19 protein-coding genes are annotated in these 20,768 nt (G+C 72.2%); 15 read left to right on the top strand and 4 right to left on the bottom strand.

The features are described from left to right. Positions 1 to 23: 23 nt before the first annotated feature. From ACFW2Y_RS24845 to ACFW2Y_RS24830, 4 genes are read right to left on the bottom strand one after another with little or no spacing between them, the layout of a single operon-like run. Complete coding sequence (locus ACFW2Y_RS24845; protein WP_200428854.1) at positions 24 to 383, bottom strand: YciI family protein; 360 nt, start codon at positions 381 to 383, stop codon at positions 24 to 26. Between the two features lie 6 nt (positions 384 to 389). Next, positions 390 to 1,793 carry a condensation domain-containing protein gene (locus ACFW2Y_RS24840; RefSeq protein WP_384883258.1) on the bottom strand — a complete coding sequence of 468 codons (1,404 nt, stop codon included), beginning with the start codon at positions 1,791 to 1,793 and terminating at the stop codon, positions 390 to 392. Next, positions 1,790 to 2,044 carry a phosphopantetheine-binding protein gene (locus tag ACFW2Y_RS24835; protein WP_384883255.1) on the bottom strand — a complete coding sequence of 85 codons (255 nt, stop codon included), beginning with the start codon at positions 2,042 to 2,044 and terminating at the stop codon, positions 1,790 to 1,792. Before ACFW2Y_RS24835 ends, ACFW2Y_RS24840 begins: the two co-directional genes overlap by 4 nt. 13 nt (positions 2,045 to 2,057) lie before the next feature. Further along, positions 2,058 to 3,611 carry a 4-hydroxyphenylacetate 3-hydroxylase family protein gene (locus ACFW2Y_RS24830; RefSeq protein WP_384883253.1) on the bottom strand — a complete coding sequence of 518 codons (1,554 nt, stop codon included), beginning with the start codon at positions 3,609 to 3,611 and terminating at the stop codon, positions 2,058 to 2,060. A gap of 168 nt (positions 3,612 to 3,779) precedes the next feature. On the opposite strand from ACFW2Y_RS24830, the gene ACFW2Y_RS24825 reads away from it, so the two are divergent. The 15 genes from ACFW2Y_RS24825 to ACFW2Y_RS24755 all read left to right on the top strand — a co-directional run bounded on the left by ACFW2Y_RS24825 (position 3,780) and on the right by ACFW2Y_RS24755 (position 20,698). Next, positions 3,780 to 5,141, top strand: a complete 1,362-nt coding sequence (locus ACFW2Y_RS24825) for an extracellular solute-binding protein (RefSeq protein ID WP_384883250.1) — start codon at positions 3,780 to 3,782, stop codon at positions 5,139 to 5,141. A gap of 41 nt (positions 5,142 to 5,182) precedes the next feature. Next, entirely contained in the window at positions 5,183 to 5,899 is a 717-nt protein-coding gene (locus tag ACFW2Y_RS24820) for a DUF2306 domain-containing protein (protein WP_384883247.1), read from the top strand. Between the two features lie 53 nt (positions 5,900 to 5,952). After that, the gene (locus tag ACFW2Y_RS24815) at positions 5,953 to 6,735 is read left to right on the top strand and encodes an SDR family oxidoreductase (RefSeq protein ID WP_384883245.1); all 783 of its coding nucleotides are present in this window, start codon (positions 5,953 to 5,955) and stop codon (positions 6,733 to 6,735) included. Positions 6,736 to 6,793: 58 nt separating this feature from the next. Continuing rightward, positions 6,794 to 8,140 carry an FAD-binding oxidoreductase gene (locus ACFW2Y_RS24810; protein ID WP_384883242.1) on the top strand — a complete coding sequence of 449 codons (1,347 nt, stop codon included), beginning with the start codon at positions 6,794 to 6,796 and terminating at the stop codon, positions 8,138 to 8,140. A gap of 30 nt (positions 8,141 to 8,170) precedes the next feature. After that, a complete protein-coding gene (locus ACFW2Y_RS24805; RefSeq protein ID WP_384883240.1) occupies positions 8,171 to 9,436 on the top strand; it encodes an acyl-CoA dehydrogenase family protein in 1,266 nt (421 codons plus the stop codon). Continuing rightward, positions 9,433 to 10,815, top strand: a complete 1,383-nt coding sequence (locus ACFW2Y_RS24800; RefSeq protein WP_384883237.1) for an FAD-binding protein — start codon at positions 9,433 to 9,435, stop codon at positions 10,813 to 10,815. Before ACFW2Y_RS24805 ends, ACFW2Y_RS24800 begins: the two co-directional genes overlap by 4 nt. 46 nt (positions 10,816 to 10,861) lie before the next feature. Beyond that, the gene (locus tag ACFW2Y_RS24795; protein ID WP_384883234.1) at positions 10,862 to 11,977 is read left to right on the top strand and encodes a serine hydrolase domain-containing protein; all 1,116 of its coding nucleotides are present in this window, start codon (positions 10,862 to 10,864) and stop codon (positions 11,975 to 11,977) included. 29 nt (positions 11,978 to 12,006) lie between these two features. After that, a complete protein-coding gene (locus tag ACFW2Y_RS24790; RefSeq protein ID WP_384883232.1) occupies positions 12,007 to 13,623 on the top strand; it encodes an MFS transporter in 1,617 nt (538 codons plus the stop codon). A 257-nt stretch (positions 13,624 to 13,880) separates the two neighbouring features. Beyond that, positions 13,881 to 14,549, top strand: a complete 669-nt coding sequence (locus tag ACFW2Y_RS24785; protein WP_384883229.1) for a flavodoxin family protein — start codon at positions 13,881 to 13,883, stop codon at positions 14,547 to 14,549. Next, positions 14,546 to 15,979 (top strand): phenylacetate--CoA ligase family protein, encoded by a 1,434-nt coding sequence (locus ACFW2Y_RS24780; protein ID WP_384883226.1) that lies wholly within the window; start codon positions 14,546 to 14,548, stop codon positions 15,977 to 15,979. Before ACFW2Y_RS24785 ends, ACFW2Y_RS24780 begins: the two co-directional genes overlap by 4 nt. 16 nt (positions 15,980 to 15,995) lie before the next feature. Further along, positions 15,996 to 17,471, top strand: a complete 1,476-nt coding sequence (locus ACFW2Y_RS24775) for an anthranilate synthase component I family protein (protein WP_384883223.1) — start codon at positions 15,996 to 15,998, stop codon at positions 17,469 to 17,471. Beyond that, positions 17,468 to 18,124: an anthranilate synthase component II gene (locus tag ACFW2Y_RS24770; RefSeq protein ID WP_384883220.1), complete on the top strand. Its 657-nt coding sequence runs from the start codon at positions 17,468 to 17,470 to the stop codon at positions 18,122 to 18,124. The genes ACFW2Y_RS24775 and ACFW2Y_RS24770 overlap by 4 nt, the downstream gene beginning before the upstream one ends. Next, complete coding sequence (locus ACFW2Y_RS24765) at positions 18,121 to 19,119, top strand: NAD(P)-dependent alcohol dehydrogenase (protein WP_384883218.1); 999 nt, start codon at positions 18,121 to 18,123, stop codon at positions 19,117 to 19,119. Before ACFW2Y_RS24770 ends, ACFW2Y_RS24765 begins: the two co-directional genes overlap by 4 nt. Positions 19,120 to 19,227: 108 nt before the next feature. Beyond that, on the top strand, positions 19,228 to 20,538 hold the full coding sequence (locus tag ACFW2Y_RS24760; RefSeq protein ID WP_384883215.1) for a phenylacetate--CoA ligase family protein: 1,311 nt from the start codon (positions 19,228 to 19,230) through the stop codon (positions 20,536 to 20,538). After that, positions 20,507 to 20,698 (top strand): DUF6052 family protein, encoded by a 192-nt coding sequence (locus tag ACFW2Y_RS24755; protein WP_384883212.1) that lies wholly within the window; start codon positions 20,507 to 20,509, stop codon positions 20,696 to 20,698. The genes ACFW2Y_RS24760 and ACFW2Y_RS24755 overlap by 32 nt, the downstream gene beginning before the upstream one ends. Positions 20,699 to 20,768: the final 70 nt, after the last annotated feature.

Below are 20,768 nucleotides of genomic sequence, written 5' to 3'. Positions count from 1 at the left end.
CCCCTCGTCGTCTCCGGCGGGAGTTACTCGGCGCCGTCGTCGTGGACGACCTCGCGGACCTCCACGGCGGTCAGCTTCGCGTCGGGGATGAGCGCCGCGAGTTCGACGGCGCGCTCCTTGGAGGCGACGTCGACGACGTAGTAGCCGCACAGGAACGATTCGCCCGGCACATACGGTCCTTCGACGGACTGCACCGCGCCGTCCCTGACGGTGACGGTGGCGGTGTTCACGGGGGCGTCGAGGGCCTTGGTGCCGACCATCTCACCGCTGCCGCGGATGATCTCCTGGAAGCGGTCGTGGCCGTCGAACACCTCCTGCTGCTCCTCTTCGGAGAGCTTGTCCCACAGGACGGGGTTCATGTGCATGATGAGCAGGAACTTCACCTGTCGTCACTCCTGGTTCGGGGCTGAGGGGAAATCGGTGGGGGCCGGCAGCGGGGCGCCGGGGTCGGCCACCAGCTCGCTCAGGACGTCGCGGAAGTCGGCGACCAGGCGCCGGACCGTGTTCTCGTCGTAGAGGTTGCTACTGAAGCCGAGCTCGCCGATGAGCTCTCCGGTCGGGGAGACCTCCAGGCAGAGCAGGGTGCCGTCGGGGATGTCCGAGCCGACGCTCTGCGAGAGCACCTTGCGGCGCACGGCCTGGTAGGCGAGCGGTCCGATCCGCTCCCCCGCCATCGTGAACGGGGTCTGGATGACCTGGAACACGCAGGACGCCAGGCCGTCGACGCCGACCCGGGCCATGAGCTCGGGCGCCTCGTCCAGGACGTGCGCCAGCGGGATCTCCCGGGTGTAGGCGTCCAGGCAGCTCTCGCGGGTGCGGGCGAGCACGTCGTGGAAGGTGGCGCAGCCGGTCAGGTCGGTGCGCAGCGGCAGGAAGTTGAAGAAGGAGCCGACGGCGTCCTGGAAGCGGGCCTGGGAACGGCCCGGTGTGAAGGTGGGCACCACGACGTCGGTGTCGCCGGTCTGCCGGTTGAGGAAGACGTTGAAGGCGGCGAGCAGCACGATGAAGGTCGAGCTGCGGGTGTCCGCGGCCAGCGTCGTCACCTGCTCGCGCAGCCGGGTGCCCCAGCCGAACCGGTGCCAGGCGGTGGAGAACTCCGGTGCCTCGCTGCGGGTGCGGTCGGTGGGCAGCGCGAGGACTCGGGCGCCGTCGAGCCTGGTCCGCCAGAAGGCACGGGCGGACCGCTCGGCCTCGCGGGCCTCGTCGGAGCGCTGCCAGTGCGCGTACTCGCGGTACTGCGGCGCGGGGGCGAGCGGCGGCAGGTCGGCTCCGGCGTGCCGGGCGTAGAGAACGGCGAGGTCGCGCAGGATGACCTGCATCGACCAGGCGTCGACGGCGGTGTGGTGGGCGATCAGTGCGAGGACGGCGTCCTCGTCGTCGAAGCGGCCGAGAACCGCGCGCAGCAGCGGCATGCGGCGGACGCCGATGGTGTCGGCGGCGAGTTCGTTGAGCAGCTCCTCGCCGGCGAGGTGGCGGGCCTCCTCGTCGGCCGGGTCGGTCGAGGGCAGCTCCCGGACCTCCAGGGGCACGGGCGCGGGGGCGAGGATCCGCTGGTGGCGCGGCTCGGCGTCCCGGACGACGGTGGTGCGCAGCGCCTCGTGCCGGACGACGACGTCGTCGAGGGCGGCCTGCAGCAGCGCGGTGTCGACGCGGCCGCTCACCCGCCAGCCGTCGACGATGTGGAAGCGAGGGCCGAACGGTCCCATGTCGTCGCCCTTGTCCCACAGGCACAGGAACTCCTGCTGGACCGCGAGCGGGAACCCTTCGGCCGGCGCGAGGTCGGCGACGGTCACGCGGCCCTGCTCTCCGCCGCCGCTTCGACGGCCTCGACGACGGCCTGCTGGAACGCGGCCAGGTCCGGGTCCTCGAACAGCACGCGGATGTCGAGCTCGACGCCGAGGTCCGACTCGACCCGGGCCACGATCCGTACGGCGGAGACCGACTGGCCGCCGAGGGCGAAGAAGGTGCGGTCCTCCTGGCCCGTGGCCGGACGCAGGATGTCCGTCCAGATGCGGGTGGCGGTCTCCTCGACACTGTTCGTCACGGGTGTGTTCTCCTCAGTCACGGAACGCTTCGTTCCTGGTCTTCCTGAGCTCGTCGAAGGAGGAGAGGTCCGGGACGGTCCAGCCGTCCAGGTCGTACTCGCTCATGCAATCGTCGACGAAGCTCTTGTACTGGTCCAATTGGCCGCTGATGGTCTGGGAGAGGAGCAGCTCCACACGGGTGTTCTCGTGGCTGCCCGCGTAATTGCGCTCGTACAGCTCGTGGCGGCCGCCGAATTCGGTGCCCACCGCGTCCCACAGCAGCTTCATGACCTTGATGCGCCCCTCGGCGTCCGTGCCGCCCGAGCCGCGCACGTACTTGTCGAGGTAGGGGCGGATCTCGGGGTTGGCGAAGTCGTCGGCGCTGGAATTGACGTAGATCAGGCCGCTCGCGACATCCTGCTGGACGATCTCCTTGATGCGCGGATAGCCGATCTGCATGAACCAGCGGTAGGCCATGCCGTACTCGGGGTTGGGCAGCAGGGCGCCGTTCTTCCACTCCACGGGGTTGCGTGCGGCGGCGTCGGAGAGCCCCCAGAACAGGTTGCGCCAGGCGAGCACCTCGCCGAGGCGGCTCTGCACGCCGCGGAACTCACTGGTGCCGGTGACCTCCAGGGCCTTGGCGAGGAGCCCGGCGAGGAACTCCAGCTTCACCGCGAGGCGGGTGCAGCCGTGGAAGGTGAACCGCTCGGGGAAGCCGGACTTGGCGGTGAACATCTGGACCTTGCCCAGGTCCCCGTAGATGAAGACGTTCTCCCAGGGGATGAGCACCTTGTCCATGACGAGGATCGTGTCGTTCTCGTCGAGGCGCGAGCTCAGCGGGTAGTCGAAGGGGGTGCCGGCCAGGGCGGCCGTGGCGGAGTAGGACGGGCGGCAGATCAGCTTGAGCCCGGGCGCGTCCATCGGAACGGTCGCGACCAGCGCGAATTCACGTTCCTTGACCGGCAGCCCGTAGTGGGCGATGAAGTTGTAGTGGGTGAGCGCCGAGCCGGTCGCCACCACCTTGGCGCCGCTGACCACCAGTCCGGCGTCGGTCTCCTTCTCGACGTGCACGAACACGTCCTTGACCTGGTCCGGGGGGAGGTTGCGGTCGACCGGCGGGTGGACGATCGCGTGGTTCCAGTAGAGGACCTTCTCCTGCGACTCCCGGTACCAGCGCCGTGCGTTGTCCGCGAACGGGCCGTAGAAGTCCGCGTTCGCCCCGAGCGTGCCGAGGAACGACGCCTTGTAGTCGGGGCTGCGGCCCATCCAGCCGTAGCTGAGACGGGACCACTCGGCGATGGCCTTCTGGTCGGCGACGAGGTCGTCGACCGAGCGGGGCGTGGTGAAGAAGCGGTGCGTGTAGCCGTCGCTTCCGGTGTCGGTGGGGGCGGTGAGGACCGGCTGGCGCTTCGGGTCGTGCAGCGCGTCGTAGAGGCGGGCGGTCATCCGGATCGGGTTGTGGAAGGCCGGATGCGTCGTGACGTCCTTGACCTTGTCCCCGTAGATGTAGACCTCGCGGCCGTCGCGCAGGCTCTCCACGTACTCATCGCCGGTGAACGGGCGTGTCCTGCGGCGCTCTTCAGCCATGGTGTTCCTCTCCTCGCCCAGGGCAGCGAGTCTGGCACCGCGGCCCCTGCGGGGCCTTATCCCAGATTGCCGCCTTGAGAGCACGGCAGAAGATGCAGGGCTCGTTCCGCTCGCGAAGAATGAGCGCCGACTGTCTTTCGCAGTTCCCCCGAGCGGAGGCCGAACCCCATGCCCGACCAGGTCGTTCTCGACGTCTGGCTCAACGACTACCCGGTCGTTCCGCTGTTTCTGAGCGAGACCAGGGAACTGGCCGAGGAGTTCGAGCGGACCCACCCCGGGGTGCGGGTAGAGGTCCGCGGGGTCGACCACCTGAAGCTCCCCGAGGAGGTGGCCCGCGCCGCCCGCGAGGGGCGTCCGCCGGCCATCGTGCAGAGCTTCTACACCTCGACGCAGCTCTCCCGCGACCTGCTCGCGGCCGACGGCTCGCCGCTGTTCACCTCCGTGGAGCGGGCCATCGACGGCCGCGACAGGATCCTCGGCGTGCCGGTGCGCCTCGACGACCTGGTGCCGGCCGCCCGCGACTACTACACCTTCGACGGCGAGGGGCTCTTCGCCCTCCCGCCTCTGACGTCGACGACCCTGCTGTACGCCAACACCACCGTGCTGGAAGCCGCCGGCGTGCGCTCCGTGCCCCTCACCTGGGAGGAGCTGACCGCCGCCTGCGAGGCGGTGGCGCGCCTGGACGGCGGGCCCTCGCACGGAGTGACCTGGCCCAACCACGGCTGGCTGTTCCAGCAGGCGGTCGCCCAGCAGGGCGCCCTGCTCGCCACGCCCGGCAACGGGCGGACGGAGCGCGCCACCGCCGTCGAGGCCGACTCGCCCGCAGTGCTGCGCTTCGCCCGCTGGTGGCAGGGGCTGCACGCGGACGGCCACTACCTCTACTCCGGCCTGCGGTCGGCGGGTGACGACACCTACCCGGCGTGGGAACGCAACTACCGTGCGTTCGCCGAGCAGCGGGTCGCGTTCGTGCTCAGCACCTCCGTGGAGGCCGACCGGATGGTGCAGGCGGGCCGTGACGGGGGCTTCGAGGTCGTGGCGGCGCCCATGCCGTACAGCGCCGAGGCGCCCTACGCGGGCAACGTCATCGGGGGCGACTCGCTGTGGCTCGCGTCCGGGCTCGCACCCGCGGCCCGTGACGCCGCGCTCGCCTTCCTCCTGACCTTCCTGACCCCGCGCAACGCCGCCGAACGCCACAAGACGAGCGGCTTCATCCCCGTCACCGAGTCCGCCCGGGCCCTCCTGGAGGAGGAGGGCTGGTTCGAGGTGAACCCCCACCACCGGGTCGCCCTCGACCAGCTCGCCGCGGGCGAGCGCGCGACCGCCGCGAACGGCGCGCTGGTCGGCGACTTCGTCGGGATCCAGGACACGCTGACCGCGGCGATGCACGACGTGCTCACGGCGGGCGCCGACCCCTCCGAGCGGTTCGCCCTCGCCAGATCCGAGGCGCAGCGCCTCCTCGACGACCACAACGCCCACTGCCTCGGCCTGGTACCCGGGCAGCGCGGGCCGCACCGCTTCCGGGTCGGCTGATCAACCCGGCCCGCACAGGACCTTTCTCTGGAGGAAACACAGTGGCGCAGAACCTGGACACGGCTCCCCGTACGAGACCGGCTCCGGACATGGTGGAGCCGCGCCCCGCGGCCAAGCGGTCCGCCACCCCGGTGTGGTGGCGGCGCCCGTGGGTGCTGCCGCTCGGCGTCGTGGTGTTCGCGTTCCTCAGCTTCGTGTGGCCGCCGTACCTGGGCCTGGACCCGAAGGCGTCGCTCATACCCATCCGGCCCGATGCCCCGCAGCACTACCCGATGCTGGTCGCCCACATCGCCACCGGCACGATCGCGCTGGTGACGGTCGTGCTCCAGCTGTGGCCGTGGCTGCGCCGCCGCCACCCCGCCGCGCACCGGCTGATCGGCCGGGCCTACGTGTTCGCGGGCGTCCTGCCCTCCGCGCTGCTCGCCTTCTTCATCACCCCGCTGTCGATGGGCCCCTCGGTCGGCACCACTCTCGGCGGCGTGCTGTGGCTGTTCACCACCGGCATGGGCTTCACCCGCGCGGTGCAGGGGCGCATCCAGGCGCACCGGATGTGGATGCTCTACAGCTTCGCCTTCGCCATCAACATCGTGTGGGGCCGGGTCTTCGTCGTCCTGCTGATGAGCCTCGGCGTGCAGAACCAGACGATCTGGGGGCAGGTCGTCGGCACCGCGCCGTGGCTCGGCTGGGTCATCAACCTCTTCCTCGTCCAGTGGTGGCTGAACCGCACCGCCGACCGTCCGCTGAAGGAAATCGTCTGAGCGCCCGCCGCCGGCGACCCGAGGGGCAGAAGGAACAAGGAACAGGGATCGAAGTGAGCGAACTGCTGAAGAACAAGGTCGTGGTGGTGTCCGGTGTCGGTCCCGGCCTCGGCCGGGCGCTGGCGCTGGGCGCCGCGCGGGCGGGCGCCGACGTCGTGCTCGCGGCGCGGACCTCCTCCGTGCTGGAGGAGACCGCCGCGGCCGTCGAGGAGACCGGCCGGCGCGCCCTCGCCGTACCGACCGACATCACCGACGAGGCCGCCGTCGGGGCGCTGGTCAAGGCGGCCGTGGACACCTTCGGCCGGGTGGACGGGCTGGTCAACAACGCCTTCGCGGTGCCCCCGATGGCGCCGCTCGCCGACGTGGCGATCGACGACATCCGCTCCGGCTTCGAGACCAACGTGTACGCGGCGCTGCGGCTGACCCGGCTGTTCGCCCCGGCGCTCGCCGAGGCCAAGGGCTCCGTCGTCATGATCAACTCGGTCGCGATCCGGCACTCCAAGCCGCTCTTCGGCACGTACAAGATGGCGAAGGCGAGCCTGCTGGCGCTCGCCCAGAGCCTGTCGAGCGAAATCGGCCCGCAGGGCGTCCGCGTCAACACGGTCGCTCCCGGATACATCTGGGCGCCCGCCCTCCAGGGCTACTTCGCCCACCTCGCCGGCGAGCGCGGGGTCCCCGAGCAGCAGGTGTACGACGAGGTCGCGGCCGGTCTCGACCTGCGCAGGCTGCCCGAGCCGCAGGAGATCGCCGACAGCGTCCTGTTCCTGCTGTCCGACCTGTCCCGGGCCGTCACCGGGCAGTGCCTGGACGTCAACGGCGGCGAGTTCCACCACTGACCCGGTCGTCCCTGCCGGGACGCGACCACGTTCACCTCGAACCACCACGGGAGACCCCATGAACAGCGCTGCGGCGACCGCCCTGGCCGAGTCCGTCACCGGCGAGGTCGTCCTGCCGGGCGACGCGGCCTACGACGACGTGAAGGACATCTTCGTCCACAAGGGACGGCCGGACGTCGTCGTCCGCTGTCACGGCACCGAGGACGTGCGCCTGGCCCTCGCGTTCGCGCGCGAGCAGGGCCTGCGCGTCTCGGTGCGCAGCGGCGGCCACAGCAACGCGGGGCTGAGCACCGACATCGGCGGCCTGGTCGTCGACGTCTCGCCGCTGAACGGCGTGGAGGTCCTCGACGCCGGGCGCGGCCTGGTCCGCATCGGCCCCGGCGCGCAGTGGGGTCAGGTGGCCCGGGTGCTGACGGAGCACGGACTGTCCTTCTCCTCCGGCGACACCGACCAGGTGGGCGTGGGCGGCCTGCTGGTCGGCGGCGGCATCGGCTGGACGGTGCGTTCCACCGGTCTCGCGATCGACCACCTGGTGGCGGCCGAGGTCGTCACCGCGGACGGCCGGGTGCTGCGCGCCTCCGCCGACGAGCACGCCGACCTGTTCTGGGGACTGCGCGGCGGCGGCGGCAACTTCGGCGTGGTGACCTCCTTCGAGGTGGCCGCCAAGTCGCTGCCGAAGGTGCACTTCGGCTCGATCGTCTACCCCGCGGCCGAGGCGGCCTCGGTGGTGAAGGGCTGGGCCCGCGCACTGCGCGAGGCGCCCGAGGAGCTGACCTCGCACGTGCAGCTGTTCCCGTCGTTCGGCGGTGACCCGGCGCCGGTGAACATCCTGGTCTGCTACGCGGGCGACGACGCCGCCGCCGCGGGCGCGGCCATCGCCCCGCTGCTCGAACTGGGCACGGTGGAGAGCAAGGACATCAACCTGGTCGCCTACCTGGACGTGCTCGACCAGGCGGGCGAGCTCCCGCCGGACTGGGAGCCGATGGTGCGCAACCGCTTCGCGCGCGAGTGCTCCGACGAGCTGGTCGACACCCTGCTCACCGGTGCGGCCGCCTTCGACAACCTCTTCGTGGAACTGCGCAGCCTGGGCGGTGCGCTGGGCCGGGTGCCGGCCGACGCCACCGCGTTCGGGCACCGCGACGCGGAGGTCCTGGTGAACACGGCCAAGCTCGGCCCGCGCGCCGACAACGAGGCCGCCCTGCCGGAGCTGACCGCGTTCTGGTCGGCGCTCGCCCCGTTCACCGAGGGCGCCTACAGCGGCTTCCTCAGCGAGCTGGACGCCGACGACCTGGCCGCCGTCTACCCGCCGGAGACGTACGAGCGGCTGCGGGCGGTCAAGGACGCCTACGACCCGGAGAACGTGTTCTCCCGCAACGCCAACATCGCTCCGCACAGCCAGGCCTGACGTCTCACCACGGGAAGGACACGGACACCCATGACCACCCTCGTCGCCACGGACGTCCCGGGCTCCGGCGTCGCGCCGCCGGAGCCGGGCCTCACCCCCGAGGAGGTGGTGCGCCGCGCCGAGCGGCTCGCATCCGGCCTCGTGGCCCGGCAGGCGGAGACCGAGCAGCGCACCTACTACGCGACCGACATCCACGAGGAGTTCGCGCGGGCCGGTCTCTACCGGATCCTGGTGCCCCGCAGGTACGGCGGGTACGAGTTCGGCGCCGAGACCTTCCTCAGGGTCACGATGGCCCTGTCCCGGGGCTGCCCGTCGACGGGCTGGATGTACTGCCTGGGCGCGGCGCACTCCCTCGCCGTCGCCTCGCTCTTCGAGGAGCCCACGCAGGCCGAGCTGTTCGCCGACGGGGACTTCATCAGCCCGGCGACCATCACCCCGGCCGGCACCGCGCGGCGTGCCCCCGACGGCGGCTGGATCATCGACGGCACCTTCCCCTACTGCTCCGGGGCCCCCTACGCCACGCATTTCATCGGACACACCGTCATCGAGGACGAGGAGTCCGGCGAGGGCGCGGAACCGAGGCTGCTGCTGTTCGTCGCCCCGCGCTCCGAGTGGACGATGCTGGACGACTGGGGCCGCCAGCTCGGTCTGAAGGGCAGCGGCTCGCACAGCGTCTCCTTCCGGGGCGGGCGGGTGCCGGCGCACTACGCGATCGAGGCCACGCACCTGAGCGAGGTCGACGTCAGCGCCGGCACGCCCGGCCGGGCGCTGCACGGCAACGGGCAGTACGGCGGCGGCCCGCTGAGCTTCATGCTGCTGGAGTCGGCCGCCGTGGCGGTGGGCATGGCGCAGGGCGCGCTGGACGCGTACGAGGAGCTGATGCGCTCGCGCACCACCATCTTCACCGGGACCTCGCGCGCCGAGGACCCCGACTACCAGTACTGGTACGGGCACGCCTCGGGCATGATCGCGACCGCCGAGGCGGCGCTGCTGCACGCCGTGCGCCAGTGGGAGGAGCTGTGCGCCAGGGCGCCGGAGGACTTCACCCGTGAGGAGGACCTGCGGCTCGCCACCATCTGCCGCGAGGTGCTGAAGCTCGCCTGGGGCGCGGTGGAGCGGCACCTGTTCCCGACCGCCGGGTCGAGCGCGGTGCGCTCCGGCGAGCGCATCGAGCGGATCTGGCGCGACATGTCGACCCAGCACAGCCACGCCGGGATCGGCGTGCTGCTGCAGAGCGTCGCCACCCGCGAGTACGCCAAGGTCCGCTTCGGCGTCACCGAAGGCTCCCCCTCGTGACCGCCCCCGCCGCCACGGGCATCCGGCCCGCGCTGCCCGGCGAGCCGGAGTACGCGCGTGCCGCGGCCGTCTTCAACGAGGCCGCGCCGGCCCGCCCGGCGGCGGCGCTGACCGCCCGTACGGTCGGCGAGGTGCGCACGGCCGTACGGTACGGGCGTGCCGCCGGCCTGCCGGTCCGGGTGCACACCACCGGCCACTCCGCCGGGGCGGCCCGGCCGATGGACGGCCAGCTGCTGATCCGTACCGAGCTCGGCGGCGGGGTCCGGGTGGACCCCGCGCGCCGCACCGCCTGGATCCCGGCCGGCACCCGCTGGGCCGACGTGGTGGCCGCGGCGGCCGGGCACGGCCTGGCCGCCGCGCACGGCACGTCGCCGACCGTCGGCGCCGTCGGCTATCTGCTGCGCGGCGGAGTGAGCCTGTACGGCCGCAGGACCGGCATCGCGGCCAACGGGGTGACGGCCGCCGAGGTCGTGACCGCCGACGGCGAGGTGCGCCGGGTCGACGCCGACCACGAGCCGGAGCTGCTGTGGGCGCTGCGCGGCGGCGGCGGCGGACTCGGTGTGGTCACCGGTGTGGAGCTGGAACTGTTCCCGGCCGCCGGGGTGGTCACCGGAGCGGCCTTCTGGGCCGGCCGGCACGCCGAGCGGCTGCTCGAACGGTGGCTCGAGTGGGCCGCCGACGCGCCGCGCGAGGTGTCCACCTCTCTGCGGATCATGAACCTGCCGCCGGTGCCCGAGATCCCGGTCGAGCTGCGCTCGGGGCCCGTGGTGTGCGTGGCCGGTGCGGTGCTCGCCCCGGCCGAGGGCGATCTGACGACCGCCGGACGCCAGGCCGACGACCTGCTGGGGCCGTTGCGCGCCGTCGCCGCCCCGCTGGAGGACAGCTGGGCGCCGGGCGCCACCCCGGCGGTCGCGCGGGCCCACCAGGACCCGCCGGGACCGGTGGAGGTGCTCGGCGACCACCTGCTCGTCGGCGACCTGCGCGGGGAGGGGGCCGAGGCCCTGCTCCGCGCGGTCGGACCGGACTCCGCGTCCCCGCTGGTCGCCGCCGAACTGCGGCAGCTCGGCGGCGCGCTGGCGGAGCCGGACCCGCGCGGCGGCGTCCTCGACCATCTGCCGGCCGCCTACGCGGTGATGGCCGCGGGACTCCCCGGCCTGCGTCCGGCGCCCGCGATCCGGGAGCGCTGCGCTCGGCTGCGCACCGCGCTCGCCCCCTGGGACACCGGTCGCACCGCGCCTGGGTTCGTGGAGAGTCCCGACCAGCCGCAGGGCCATCTGGACGAGGCGGACATCGCCGCCGTGGACCGCGTCCGTCTGGCGTACGACCCGGACGGGCTGTTCCGGCCCGATGCCATGACCGGCACGTCGGGCCTCCTCTGACGGCCCTTCCCCCCACCCCGCACCACGCACACGAGGAAAGAGAGACATGAGCGACCTTCAGAAGCACGTGCAGACCGTGCTGGACGAGCTGACCGAGTCGGGCGCCGAGACCGGCCTGCAGGCGGCCGTGTACGTGGACGGCGAGCTCGTCGTCGACGCCGTCTCCGGTGTCGCCGACCCGGAGACCGGCCGTCCGGTCACCTCCGACACCCCGTTCTGGAGCGCCTCCACCGGCAAGGGCGTCACGGCCACCGTCGTGCACACGCTGGTCGAGAAGGGCCTCTTCGACTACGACACCCGCATCGTCGAGCTGTGGCCCGAGTTCGGCGTGCACGGCAAGGAGAACGCGACGGTCGGACACGCCCTGACCCACTCCGCGGGCGTCCCGGGTCTGCCGGGCGACATCACTCCGGACGACCTGACCGACTGGGACAAGATGACGTCCATCGTCGCGTCCGCCGAGCCCTGGTGGGAGCCCGGCACGCAGACCGGCTACCACGCGGTCACCTTCGGCTACCTGCTCGGCGAGATCGTCCGCCGGGCGACCGGCAAGCCGATCTCGCAGGTGCTGCTCGAGGAGGTCTCCGCCCCGCTCGGCATCGAGAAGGAGCTCTACCTCGGCGTCCCGCAGAACGAGCAGGGCCTGCTGGCCCGCCTGGAGGACGCGCCGATCGACCCCGCCGCGTTCGGTGACATGCCGGAGGACTTCCCGCTGCTCAAGGCGGCGCCGCCGGCCATCATGCCCAACGCCTCCTACGGCAACCGCTCCGACATCCTCGCCTCTGACATTCCGGCCGGCGGCACGATGACCGCCCGCGGCGTCGCCAAGATGTACGCGGCTCTGCTGGGAGAGGTGGACGGCGTCCGCCTCATCTCGCAGGAGCGCCTGGAGCAGATCAGCGCGGTGGCCGTCGCCGACCTCGACCAGGTCGTGTTCGCGCCGTCCCCGAAGGGCCTCGGCTACTTCCTCGGCCGCCCGGGCGGCGACCCGCAGCAGTCCCTGAACGTCTTCGGCGCCCAGGGCATGGGCGGCAGCGGCGCCTACGCCGACACCCGGACCAAGGTCGCCTTCGCCCTCACCAAGAACCGCTTCGACCCGACCGAGGCGAGCGCCTTCGAGCGCGTCAGCGAGATCGTCACCCAGGCCGTCGACGGAGCCTGAACGGACCCGTCGACAGAGAGGTATCCGTCATGACGAACGCAGCCCAGGCCGTCGCCGGGGCGAAGGCGGGACGACGCGAATGGATCGGGCTCGGCGTCCTGGCCCTGCCGACCCTGCTGATCGCACTCGACATCGGCGTCCTGTTCCTCGCGCTGCCCCAGCTCAGCGATGACCTGGGCACCAGCGGCACCGAGCAGCTGTGGATCACCGACATCTACGGGTTCATGCTCGCCGGGTTCCTCATCACCATGGGAAACCTGGGTGACCGGATCGGGCGGCGCAAGCTGCTGCTGATCGGTGCCGCCGCGTTCGGCGCGGCGTCCCTGCTCGCCGCCTACGCGAGCAGCCCCGGCATGCTGATCGCGGCCCGTGCCCTGCTGGGCATCGCCGGTGCCACGCTCAACCCCTCCACTCTCGCGCTGATCAGCAACATGTTCAGAAACGACCGGGAGCGCGGCCTCGCGATCTCGCTCTGGGCGACCTGCCAGTTCGGTGGCGCGGCAGTCGGCCCGCTGGTCGGTGGGCTGATGCTGGACCACTTCTGGTGGGGCTCGGTCTTCCTCCTCGGCGTCCCCGTGATGGTGGTACTGCTGGTGGCCGGACCGCTGCTGCTCCCCGAGTACCGCACGGGCAGGGCGAGCGGCCCGCTCGACCTGATCAGCGTGGCGCTGTCGCTGTTCGCGATCCTCCCGGTGATCTACGGCGTCAAGGAGCTCGCCGCGGGCGGCGCGCACAGCTCGGCCCCGCTTGCTCTGCTGTCGCTGGCCGTCGGGCTCGGCGCGGGCGCGGTGTTCCTGCGCCGCCAGCGCACGCTCGCCGACCCGCTCGTGGACCTGAGACTGTTCGGTCGGCCGGCCTTCTCCTTCGCGCTCGCGGGCATGGCCGTGGCCTCCGGCGCCTTCGCCGGCACCTCGTTCCTCACCAGCCAGTACATCGTGACCGTGGCGGAGCTGAGCCCGACCGCGGCGGGGCTCTGGCAGGCCCCGACGGGCGGTGGCATCGCCGCGGGTGTGCTGCTCGCCCCGCTGTTCCTGCGCTGGATGAAGCCGCTGACCGCGATGGTGGGCGGGCTGTGCGTCTCCTTCCTCGCGCTGCTCGCCCTCACCCAGGTCGGGGGCGACGGCTCGGTCGTCGGGGTCGTCGTCTGCATCGCGCTCGTCGCCTTCGGCGTCGGCCCGCTGTTCGCGCTCGGCACCGGGCTCGTGGTGGGCGCCGTGCCGGTGGAGAAGGCGGGCGCCGCGGCCTCGCTGTCCGAGAGCAGCAACGTGCTGGGCTCGACGCTCGGTCTCGCCTTCCTCGGCACCCTGGGCGCCGCGTTCTACCGGGACGGGATGGCCGGGCAGGTCCCGGATTCGCTGCCCGCCCCGCTGGCCGAGGCCGCCCAGGAGACCGTGGCCGGCGGCACCGCCGCCGCCCGCGAGCTGTCCGGCGCCGCCGCCCAGGACCTGGTGACGGCGTCCCGCGACGCCTTCACCAGCTCGCTGCACACGGTCAGCTGGGTCGCGTCCGCCGCGGTGGCCGCCGTGGCGGTCGCCGTCGCCTTCAAGCTCCGGGAGAAGAACACGGCGGAGCAGCCCGGCACGACGGATCCGGCCGGGGTGGAGGCCACGGCCGAGGCACCCGCCGCGGAGCGCACCGAGGTCTGAGAACGACACCCGAGGGGCGCGGCGCCGAGCGCGTCGCGCCCCTCCGGCATGCCCACTGACGGAACGTCAACTCCCTTGTCGTGCAAGGCTTCAAACAAGCACGCAAGGAGATGCGCGGTCTGTCCCCAGCCGCGACGATTCCGACGACCGGTCCGGTGCGCCCGTCACGACCGACTGCGCGCGTACCGCCGCGATGCCGGGCAGCGCCCGGCGCTACCCGCCCCGCCACCGCCGCCCGATTCCTAGGAGGCATCACCATGACCGCAGCACCGAAGATCCTCGCCATCAACGGCTCCGAGCGGGACGGCAACACCGCGGACGTGCTCCGACACGCGGCGGTGCACGCGCGCACCCTCGGCGTCGAGTTCGAGGTCGTCGACCTGCGGAACATCCGGATGGAGCGGTGCGGCCCCTGCGGCGACTGCAACGATCGCACGATCGCCTGCGCCGTGGGCGACGACATCCCCTCCGTGGTGCGCAGGATGATCGAGGCCGACGGCATCGTCTTCGCCGCCCCGGTGCACGGCTTCGGCACGGCGAGCCTCATGCAGACCTTCATCGAGCGGGCCGGGGTCGGCTATCTGCGCTTCGACCGTCCGCTGAGCAACAAGGTCGCGGGCATCATCTCCGTCGCCCGCCGCTACAGCGCGGGGGAGGTGTGGGCCCAGCTGACCGTCAACGCCCTGCTCAACCGCATGATCCTGGTCGGCAGCGGCTTCCCGGCCACTGTGCACGCGCTGCACCGCGGAGACGCCGCGAAGGACGAGGAGGGGCTGCGCAACGTCGAGCGCCTCGTCGACCGCATGTCCGACATGATCGGGCTGCTGCGCGAGCACCGCGAGCTGACCGGCCGTGACGCGCTGGCCAGCGGCGACCGCAACGAGCGGGTCGGCCTGCCGCTGAACGAGCTGGTGAACGCCGGATGAGCACCACCGTCCCGCTCTCTGCCGGTGACCCGGGCCTGCCCGCCTTCTGGGAGACGTACGAGCCGGTGCTGCGCGCCTTCCACGACGGCACCCTGACCGACGAGGACGGGGAGCGCTGGCAGACCGAGCGGCTGACCGCCGTCCTGCGGCACGTCACCGAACGCTCGCCGTTCTACCGCCGCCACCTCACCGGCGCGGACATCGACCGGGTCACCCCGGCCACCCTCGCCGAACTCCCCTTCACCACCAAGGACGACCTGCGCCGCGAGATGTACGACGTGCTCTCCGGCAGTCCGGCCGACGCCGCCGTCTTCTACGAGACGACCGGCACCACCGGGCCGTCCACGCCCTGCCCGCGCGGCGCCCGGGACATCGCGACCAGCAACGCGGCCGTGGAGGAGTCCTGGCGGCGCGTGCTGCGCGCGCACTTCGGCGACCGGATGCCCGTCGTCGGGCTGATGGGGCCCTCGGAGCTGTACGCCTTCGGCGACGTGTTCACCTCGGTGACCGCCGCGCTGGGCGCCTGTCACGTCAAGATCTGGCCGGAGTCCCCGCGCGTCGGCTTCCAGAAGGCGCTGCGCCTGATCGAGGACCTCGGCGTCGAAGTGATCGTCTGTGCCCCCGCGCTCTGTCTGAGCCTCGCCAAGGCCGCCCTGCACTACGGCTACGACCTGGCCCGGCTGCCGGTGAAGCTGTTCCTCGTGCTCGGCGAGATCTGCACCCCCGAGTTCGCCGCCAACGTCGCCACCGTGTGGCCGCACGCCCAGGTCCGGCCGACGCTGTACGGCTCCCAGGAGTCGCTGTGCATCGCGACCGGCGCTGACACCGGACAGCTCCACCTGTCCCAGCCCAACTACCTCTTCGAGCTGGTCGACCCGGACACCGGGGAGTTCCTCGGCACCCGGGGCGAGGGCGAACTCGTGCTGACGATGCTGGTCGACGGCATCAAACCGCTGATCCGCTACCGCACCGGCGACCTGGTCCGGATCACCGGGGCGCCGCCCGGCGCCCCGCTGCCCGGCGACGTCGTCGAGGTGGTCGGCAGGGCCGCCGACCGCATCCGGCTCGGCCACGCCGTGCTCCAGCCCGCCGAGCTCGAGACCGCCGTCCTGGACACGGTCTCCGGCTGCCTCGGCTACCAGGTCGTCATCGACCGCGACGAGGCGGGCGGCGACCGCGTCACCGTACGGCTCGACCTGCTGCCGGGCCACCCCGACCGGGACGGCACCACCGCCGGCGTCACCGCCCGGCTGCGCGCACTGACCGGCCTCGACGCGACGGTCGTCGTGGAGGACGAACTGGACCCGGTGACCCACACCGGCTCCTTCGTCAGCTGGAAGGCAGCGCGCGTGCTGGACGACCGAGGCCCCCTGGACACGTCGGTGCTGGTGGCGCGTCAGGTCGCTCACCGATACGCGATCACCACCTGAGCGGAGAGGACCCACCATGCCCGACCCCAGGCCGGAGCCCGCCGCGATCCGGGTGACCACCCGCCGCGAGGTCCTGCCGTCGTACCCGACGCTCCCGGTGCACCAGGCGCTCGCTCACCGCTTCGGCAAGGAGCAGGTCTACCTGCTCGAGTCGGCCGCGGGACCGGACCGCGACCGCAAGTACCAGTTCGTCGGCTTCGGCGAGCTGCTCTCGCTGTCCGTCACGGACAGCTTCGTCAGCGTCGACGGCGAACCGTCCCTGCGCGAGGCGCTGCTGCGGCGGATCGCCCCGCTGCTCGACGAGACGGCCGGCGGCCTGCGGCTGCGCGCCCGGCGCGACCTGTGGCAGGTCCTGCGGGAGCTGCACGCGCTGTTCGACGCGGAGGGCTCGCCGAACCGGTTCCGCTTCGGTTTCCTCGGCTACTTCGGCTACGACACCGTCCGCTACATCGAGGACCTGCCGTACGTCATCGACGAGCGGCCCCCGCTGCCCGACGTCCACCTGGTGCTGCACCAGGGCTGTGTGGTCATCGACCTCGACAGCGGCGAGGGGGAGCTCCTCCTGCACGAGTCCGACCACTGGCGGGCGTTCGACCCGGCCGAGGTGACGGCGCTGCTCGCGCGGGCCGAGGAGGACCACCCGGTACCCCCCGCGGGCCCCGTGCCGGCCTCGGCCACCTCCGACGACACCGATCCCGACGCGTACCGCCGGGACGTCGAGCGGGCGCTGAAGCACATCGCCGTCGGCGACATCTACCAGGTGCAACTCGGCCACGAGCTGACCATCCGCAGCGCCGTCGATCCGATCGACGTCTACCAGCGGATGCGCACGCACAACGCCTCGCCGTACATGTACCTGGCACACGTCCGGGGGCAGACCGTGCTCGGCGCGAGCCCGGAGCTGTTCGTCCGGGTCGAGGATGGCACCGTCACCATGCGTCCGATCGCCGGCACCGTCCCGCGCGACGGCGACGACGAGGCGGCGGGCGCCCGGCTGCTGGCGGACGAGAAGGAGATCGCCGAGCACATCATGCTGGTGGACCTGTGCCGCAACGACATCGGCCGGATCTGCCGCGCGGACACTCTGGAAGTGCCCGACGAGCTGATCGTCGAGCGCTACTCCCACGTGCTGCACCTGGTCTCGACGGTGGTGGGCGAGGCCGAGCCGGACCGGGACACCTACGACATCATCGCCGCGCTGTTCCCGGCGGGCACGATGACCGGGACGCCGAAGATCCGGGCCATGGAGATCATCGAGCAGATCGAGCGCAGCCGCCGGGGGCTGTACGCGGGCGCGATCGGCGTGATCGACATCGGCGGCTACACCAACCTCGCCCTGTGCATCCGCACCTTGTTCCACGAGGACGGCATGTACCGCACACGGGCCTCCGCCGGGGTGGTCGCCGACTCCGTTCCGGAGCGCGAATGGACCGAGACGCTAGCGAAGATGAGCGCCGCCTACTGGGCGGTGACCGGAAAGGGACTGCTGTGAGCGTGACCGCCCTGAACAGCGGCGTCGGGCGGCCGGACCCCGGACCCCGGGTCCTCGTCGTGGACGCCTTCGACAGCTTCGTCGACATCCTGCGGCAGTACCTGATGTCCGCCGGAGCCGATCCGGTCATGGTGCGGTCCCACACCATGAGCGAGCAGCAGGTGGCGGAGATGCGTCCCGACGCGCTGCTGCTCGGCCCGGGCCCGGGCCACCCGGACATCAGCGGGCACGTGGAGATGGTGCGCGCCTTCGCGGGCCGGCTGCCCATCCTGGGCGTCTGCCTCGGCCACCAGGCGATCGGGCGGGCCTACGGGGCGTCCGTGGTCCCTGCGGAGCACCTGATGCACGGCAAGACCAGTCGGGTCAGCCACGACGGCCGCGGCCTCTTCGAGGACATGCCCGAGGGTTTCCGGGCCACCCGCTACCACTCGCTCGTGGTGGTCGAGGACAGCCTTCCGCCGGTCCTGGAAGTAAGTGCGACCTCCGTGGACGACGGCTACGTCATGGGACTCCGGCACCGGACGCTGCCGGTGGAGTCGGTGCAGTTCCACCCGGAGTCCATCCGGACGGAGGGCGGCATGCGCATGATCCACAACTTCGTGCGCGCGACCGCGGCGTTCCCGTCGTGGCAGGACCGCGGCGTCGCCGCGTGAGGCGCTACCGGCTCACCGGCTTCGACGGTCCGGCCTCGCTGCGCGAGGAGACGTGCGAGGTCCCCAGGCCCGGACCGCGCCAGGTGCTGGTCCGCATGCGGGCCTGGTCCCTCAACCACCGTGACCTGCTGATCGCGCACGGACGCTACAGCCGTGACATCGTGCCCGGTCTCGTACCGCTGTCGGACGGAGCGGGCGAGGTCGTCGAGACAGGCTCGGAGGTCACCGCCTGGCGGCCCGGGGACGCGGTCGCCGGACTGTTCCTGCCCGACTGGCGCTCGGGGCGCCCCCGGGTCGACCGGGCGCTCGGCGGGTCCGTCGACGGGGTCCTCGCCGAGTACGTGGTCTTCGACGAGGAGGCGGTCGTCGCCGTCCCCGCCCATCTCGACCTCGCCGAGGCCGCCACCCTGCCGTGCGCCGCGCTCACCGCGTGGCAGGCGGTCGTGGAGGTCGGCGGGCTGCACCCCGGCCAGACGGTGCTCACCCTGGGCAGCGGCGGCGTGTCGGTGTTCGCGCTGCAGTTCGCCGCGGCGGGCGGCGCGCGGGTGATCTCGACCTCCGGCAGCCCGGCCAAGCTGGAGCGGCTGCGCGAGCTAGGGGCGGCCGAGGTGATCGACCACGCCCGGGAACCCGAGTGGGGCCTGCGCGCGGCCGGGCTGAGCGGCGGCGGCGTCGACCACGTCGTCGAGGTCGGCGGGGCGGGCACCATGCGCCAGTCGATCACGGCGGCCCGGGTCGGCGGCCGGATCAGCGTCATCGGCGTGCTCGGCGGCGGGGCCGGGATCAGCCCTGTTCCCCTGCTGCGCAAGGTGCTGTGCGTGCAGGGCGTCCAGGTCGGCAGCGCGGAGATGTTCCGGGCCATGAACCGCGCCCTGGAACAGCGGCGCATCCGGCCGGTGATCGACCGGGAGTTCCCGTTCTCGGAGGCCGGGGCCGCATTCCGGTACCTCGAGGCCGCCGGCCACATCGGCAAGGTGGTGATCACCGCCGACTGACCCGGCCGCCCTCGCGCCCCCGGCGCCCCTGGTGAGCACACCAGGAGATGCGGCGGCGGGCGCGCGCCGACGAGGATCCGGGGGGACCACACCGGCGACGGAGGCGAAGTGGAGTACTGGAACCCCAAGGCAGAGACCATGCCGCGCCACGAGCTCGAGGCATGGCAGTGGCGCAGGCTACAACGGGCGCTCCACCACGCCCGCGCCCGCTCGCCCTTCTGGCGTGACCGACTGCCCGGCGACATCACCTCGATGGAGGACTACGCCCGGCGCGTACCCCTGCTGCACAAGGCGGACCTGCTCGCCGCCGAGCAGCAGGCGCCGCCGTACGGCATCTGGCCGTCGATCGACCCGGCCCGTGGCATCCGCCACCACCAGACCAGCGGCACCAGCGGCAATCCGCCGGTGCGCACCATCGACACGGCGGGCGACTGGACCTGGTCGACGGACACCTTCTGCACGGCGCTGTACGCGATGGGCGTGCGCCCGCACCACAAGGGCATGGTCGCCTTCGGATACGGCCTGTTCATGGGCTTCTGGGGGATGCACTACGGCCTGGAGCGAATGGGCTGCACGGTCGTCCCCGCCGGCGGCCTGGACTCGCGGACGCGGATCAAGCTCCTCGTGGACTACGGCATCGAGGTCGTCGGGCTCACCCCGAGCTATGCGATGCGCCTGATCGAGACGGCCCGCGAGATGGGCATCGACCTGGCGAAGGAGGCGAACGTCAAGATCATTCTGGCGGGCGCCGAGCCCCGGTCGAAGTTCACCACGCGCACCATCGAGGAGGCTTTCGGGGCTCGCGTCTTCAACGCCGCGGGCACCACCGAGTTCGGCGGCGTCTTCATGTTCGAGTGCCCCTCGCGCCGGGGCGCCTGCCACATCATCGAGCCCTCGACGATCGAGGAGGTGCTGCACCCCGAGACCAGGCTGCCGGTCGGCTACGGCGAGGAGGGGGTGCGGGTCACCACCGGGCTGTCCCGCGAGGGCATGCAGCTGTTCCGGCACTGGACCGAGGACGTGGTCGTCAAGCGGCCCGCCTCCGCCTGCGGCTGCGGCAGGACCTGGGACTTCTACGACGGCGGGATCATCCGGCGGGTCGACGACATGCGCAAGATCCGCGGGGTGTCGGTCACTCCGGTGATGATCGAGGACGTGGTCCGCGGCTTCGACGAGGTCAGCGAGTTCTCGACGTCCATCAGCTCGGTGCGCGGCCTGGACACCGTTTTCGTTCGGGTGGAGCCGCGACAGGTGCCGGGCGGCGACGTGACCACGCTGGCCCGGCGCATCGCCGAGGAGTTCAAGCGGGAGATCGGGATACGGCCCGAGGTGGAGCTGGCCCCCGAGGGCACTCTGCCCCGGCAGGAATGGAAGGCGGCGAGGCTCCGTGACGAACGCGCACTCGTTTCTCAGCCCTGAGCAGGAGGCGCAGCTGCTCGGCGCCTACACGACCCTGAAGGAGCTGTCGGCCGACTGTCGGGTGCCCGCGGTGGGCGCCGCGGTGACCATGGCCCTGGCCGAGCTGCGCACGGCCCTCGACGGCCAGGGCGTGGAGTTCGACTACTTCTCCACGGTCTGAGGTCCGCGGCGAGGTCCTTGCCGGGATCGTCCTGTCCCGCTGCACCGTGGGCCGGCCCGCCACCCAGGGG

The sequence above is a fragment of the Streptomyces sp. NPDC058877 genome, from assembly GCF_042742855.1.
Lineage (GTDB): Bacteria > Actinomycetota > Actinomycetes > Streptomycetales > Streptomycetaceae > Streptomyces.
This window is presented reverse-complemented; position numbering and strand designations above follow the sequence as displayed.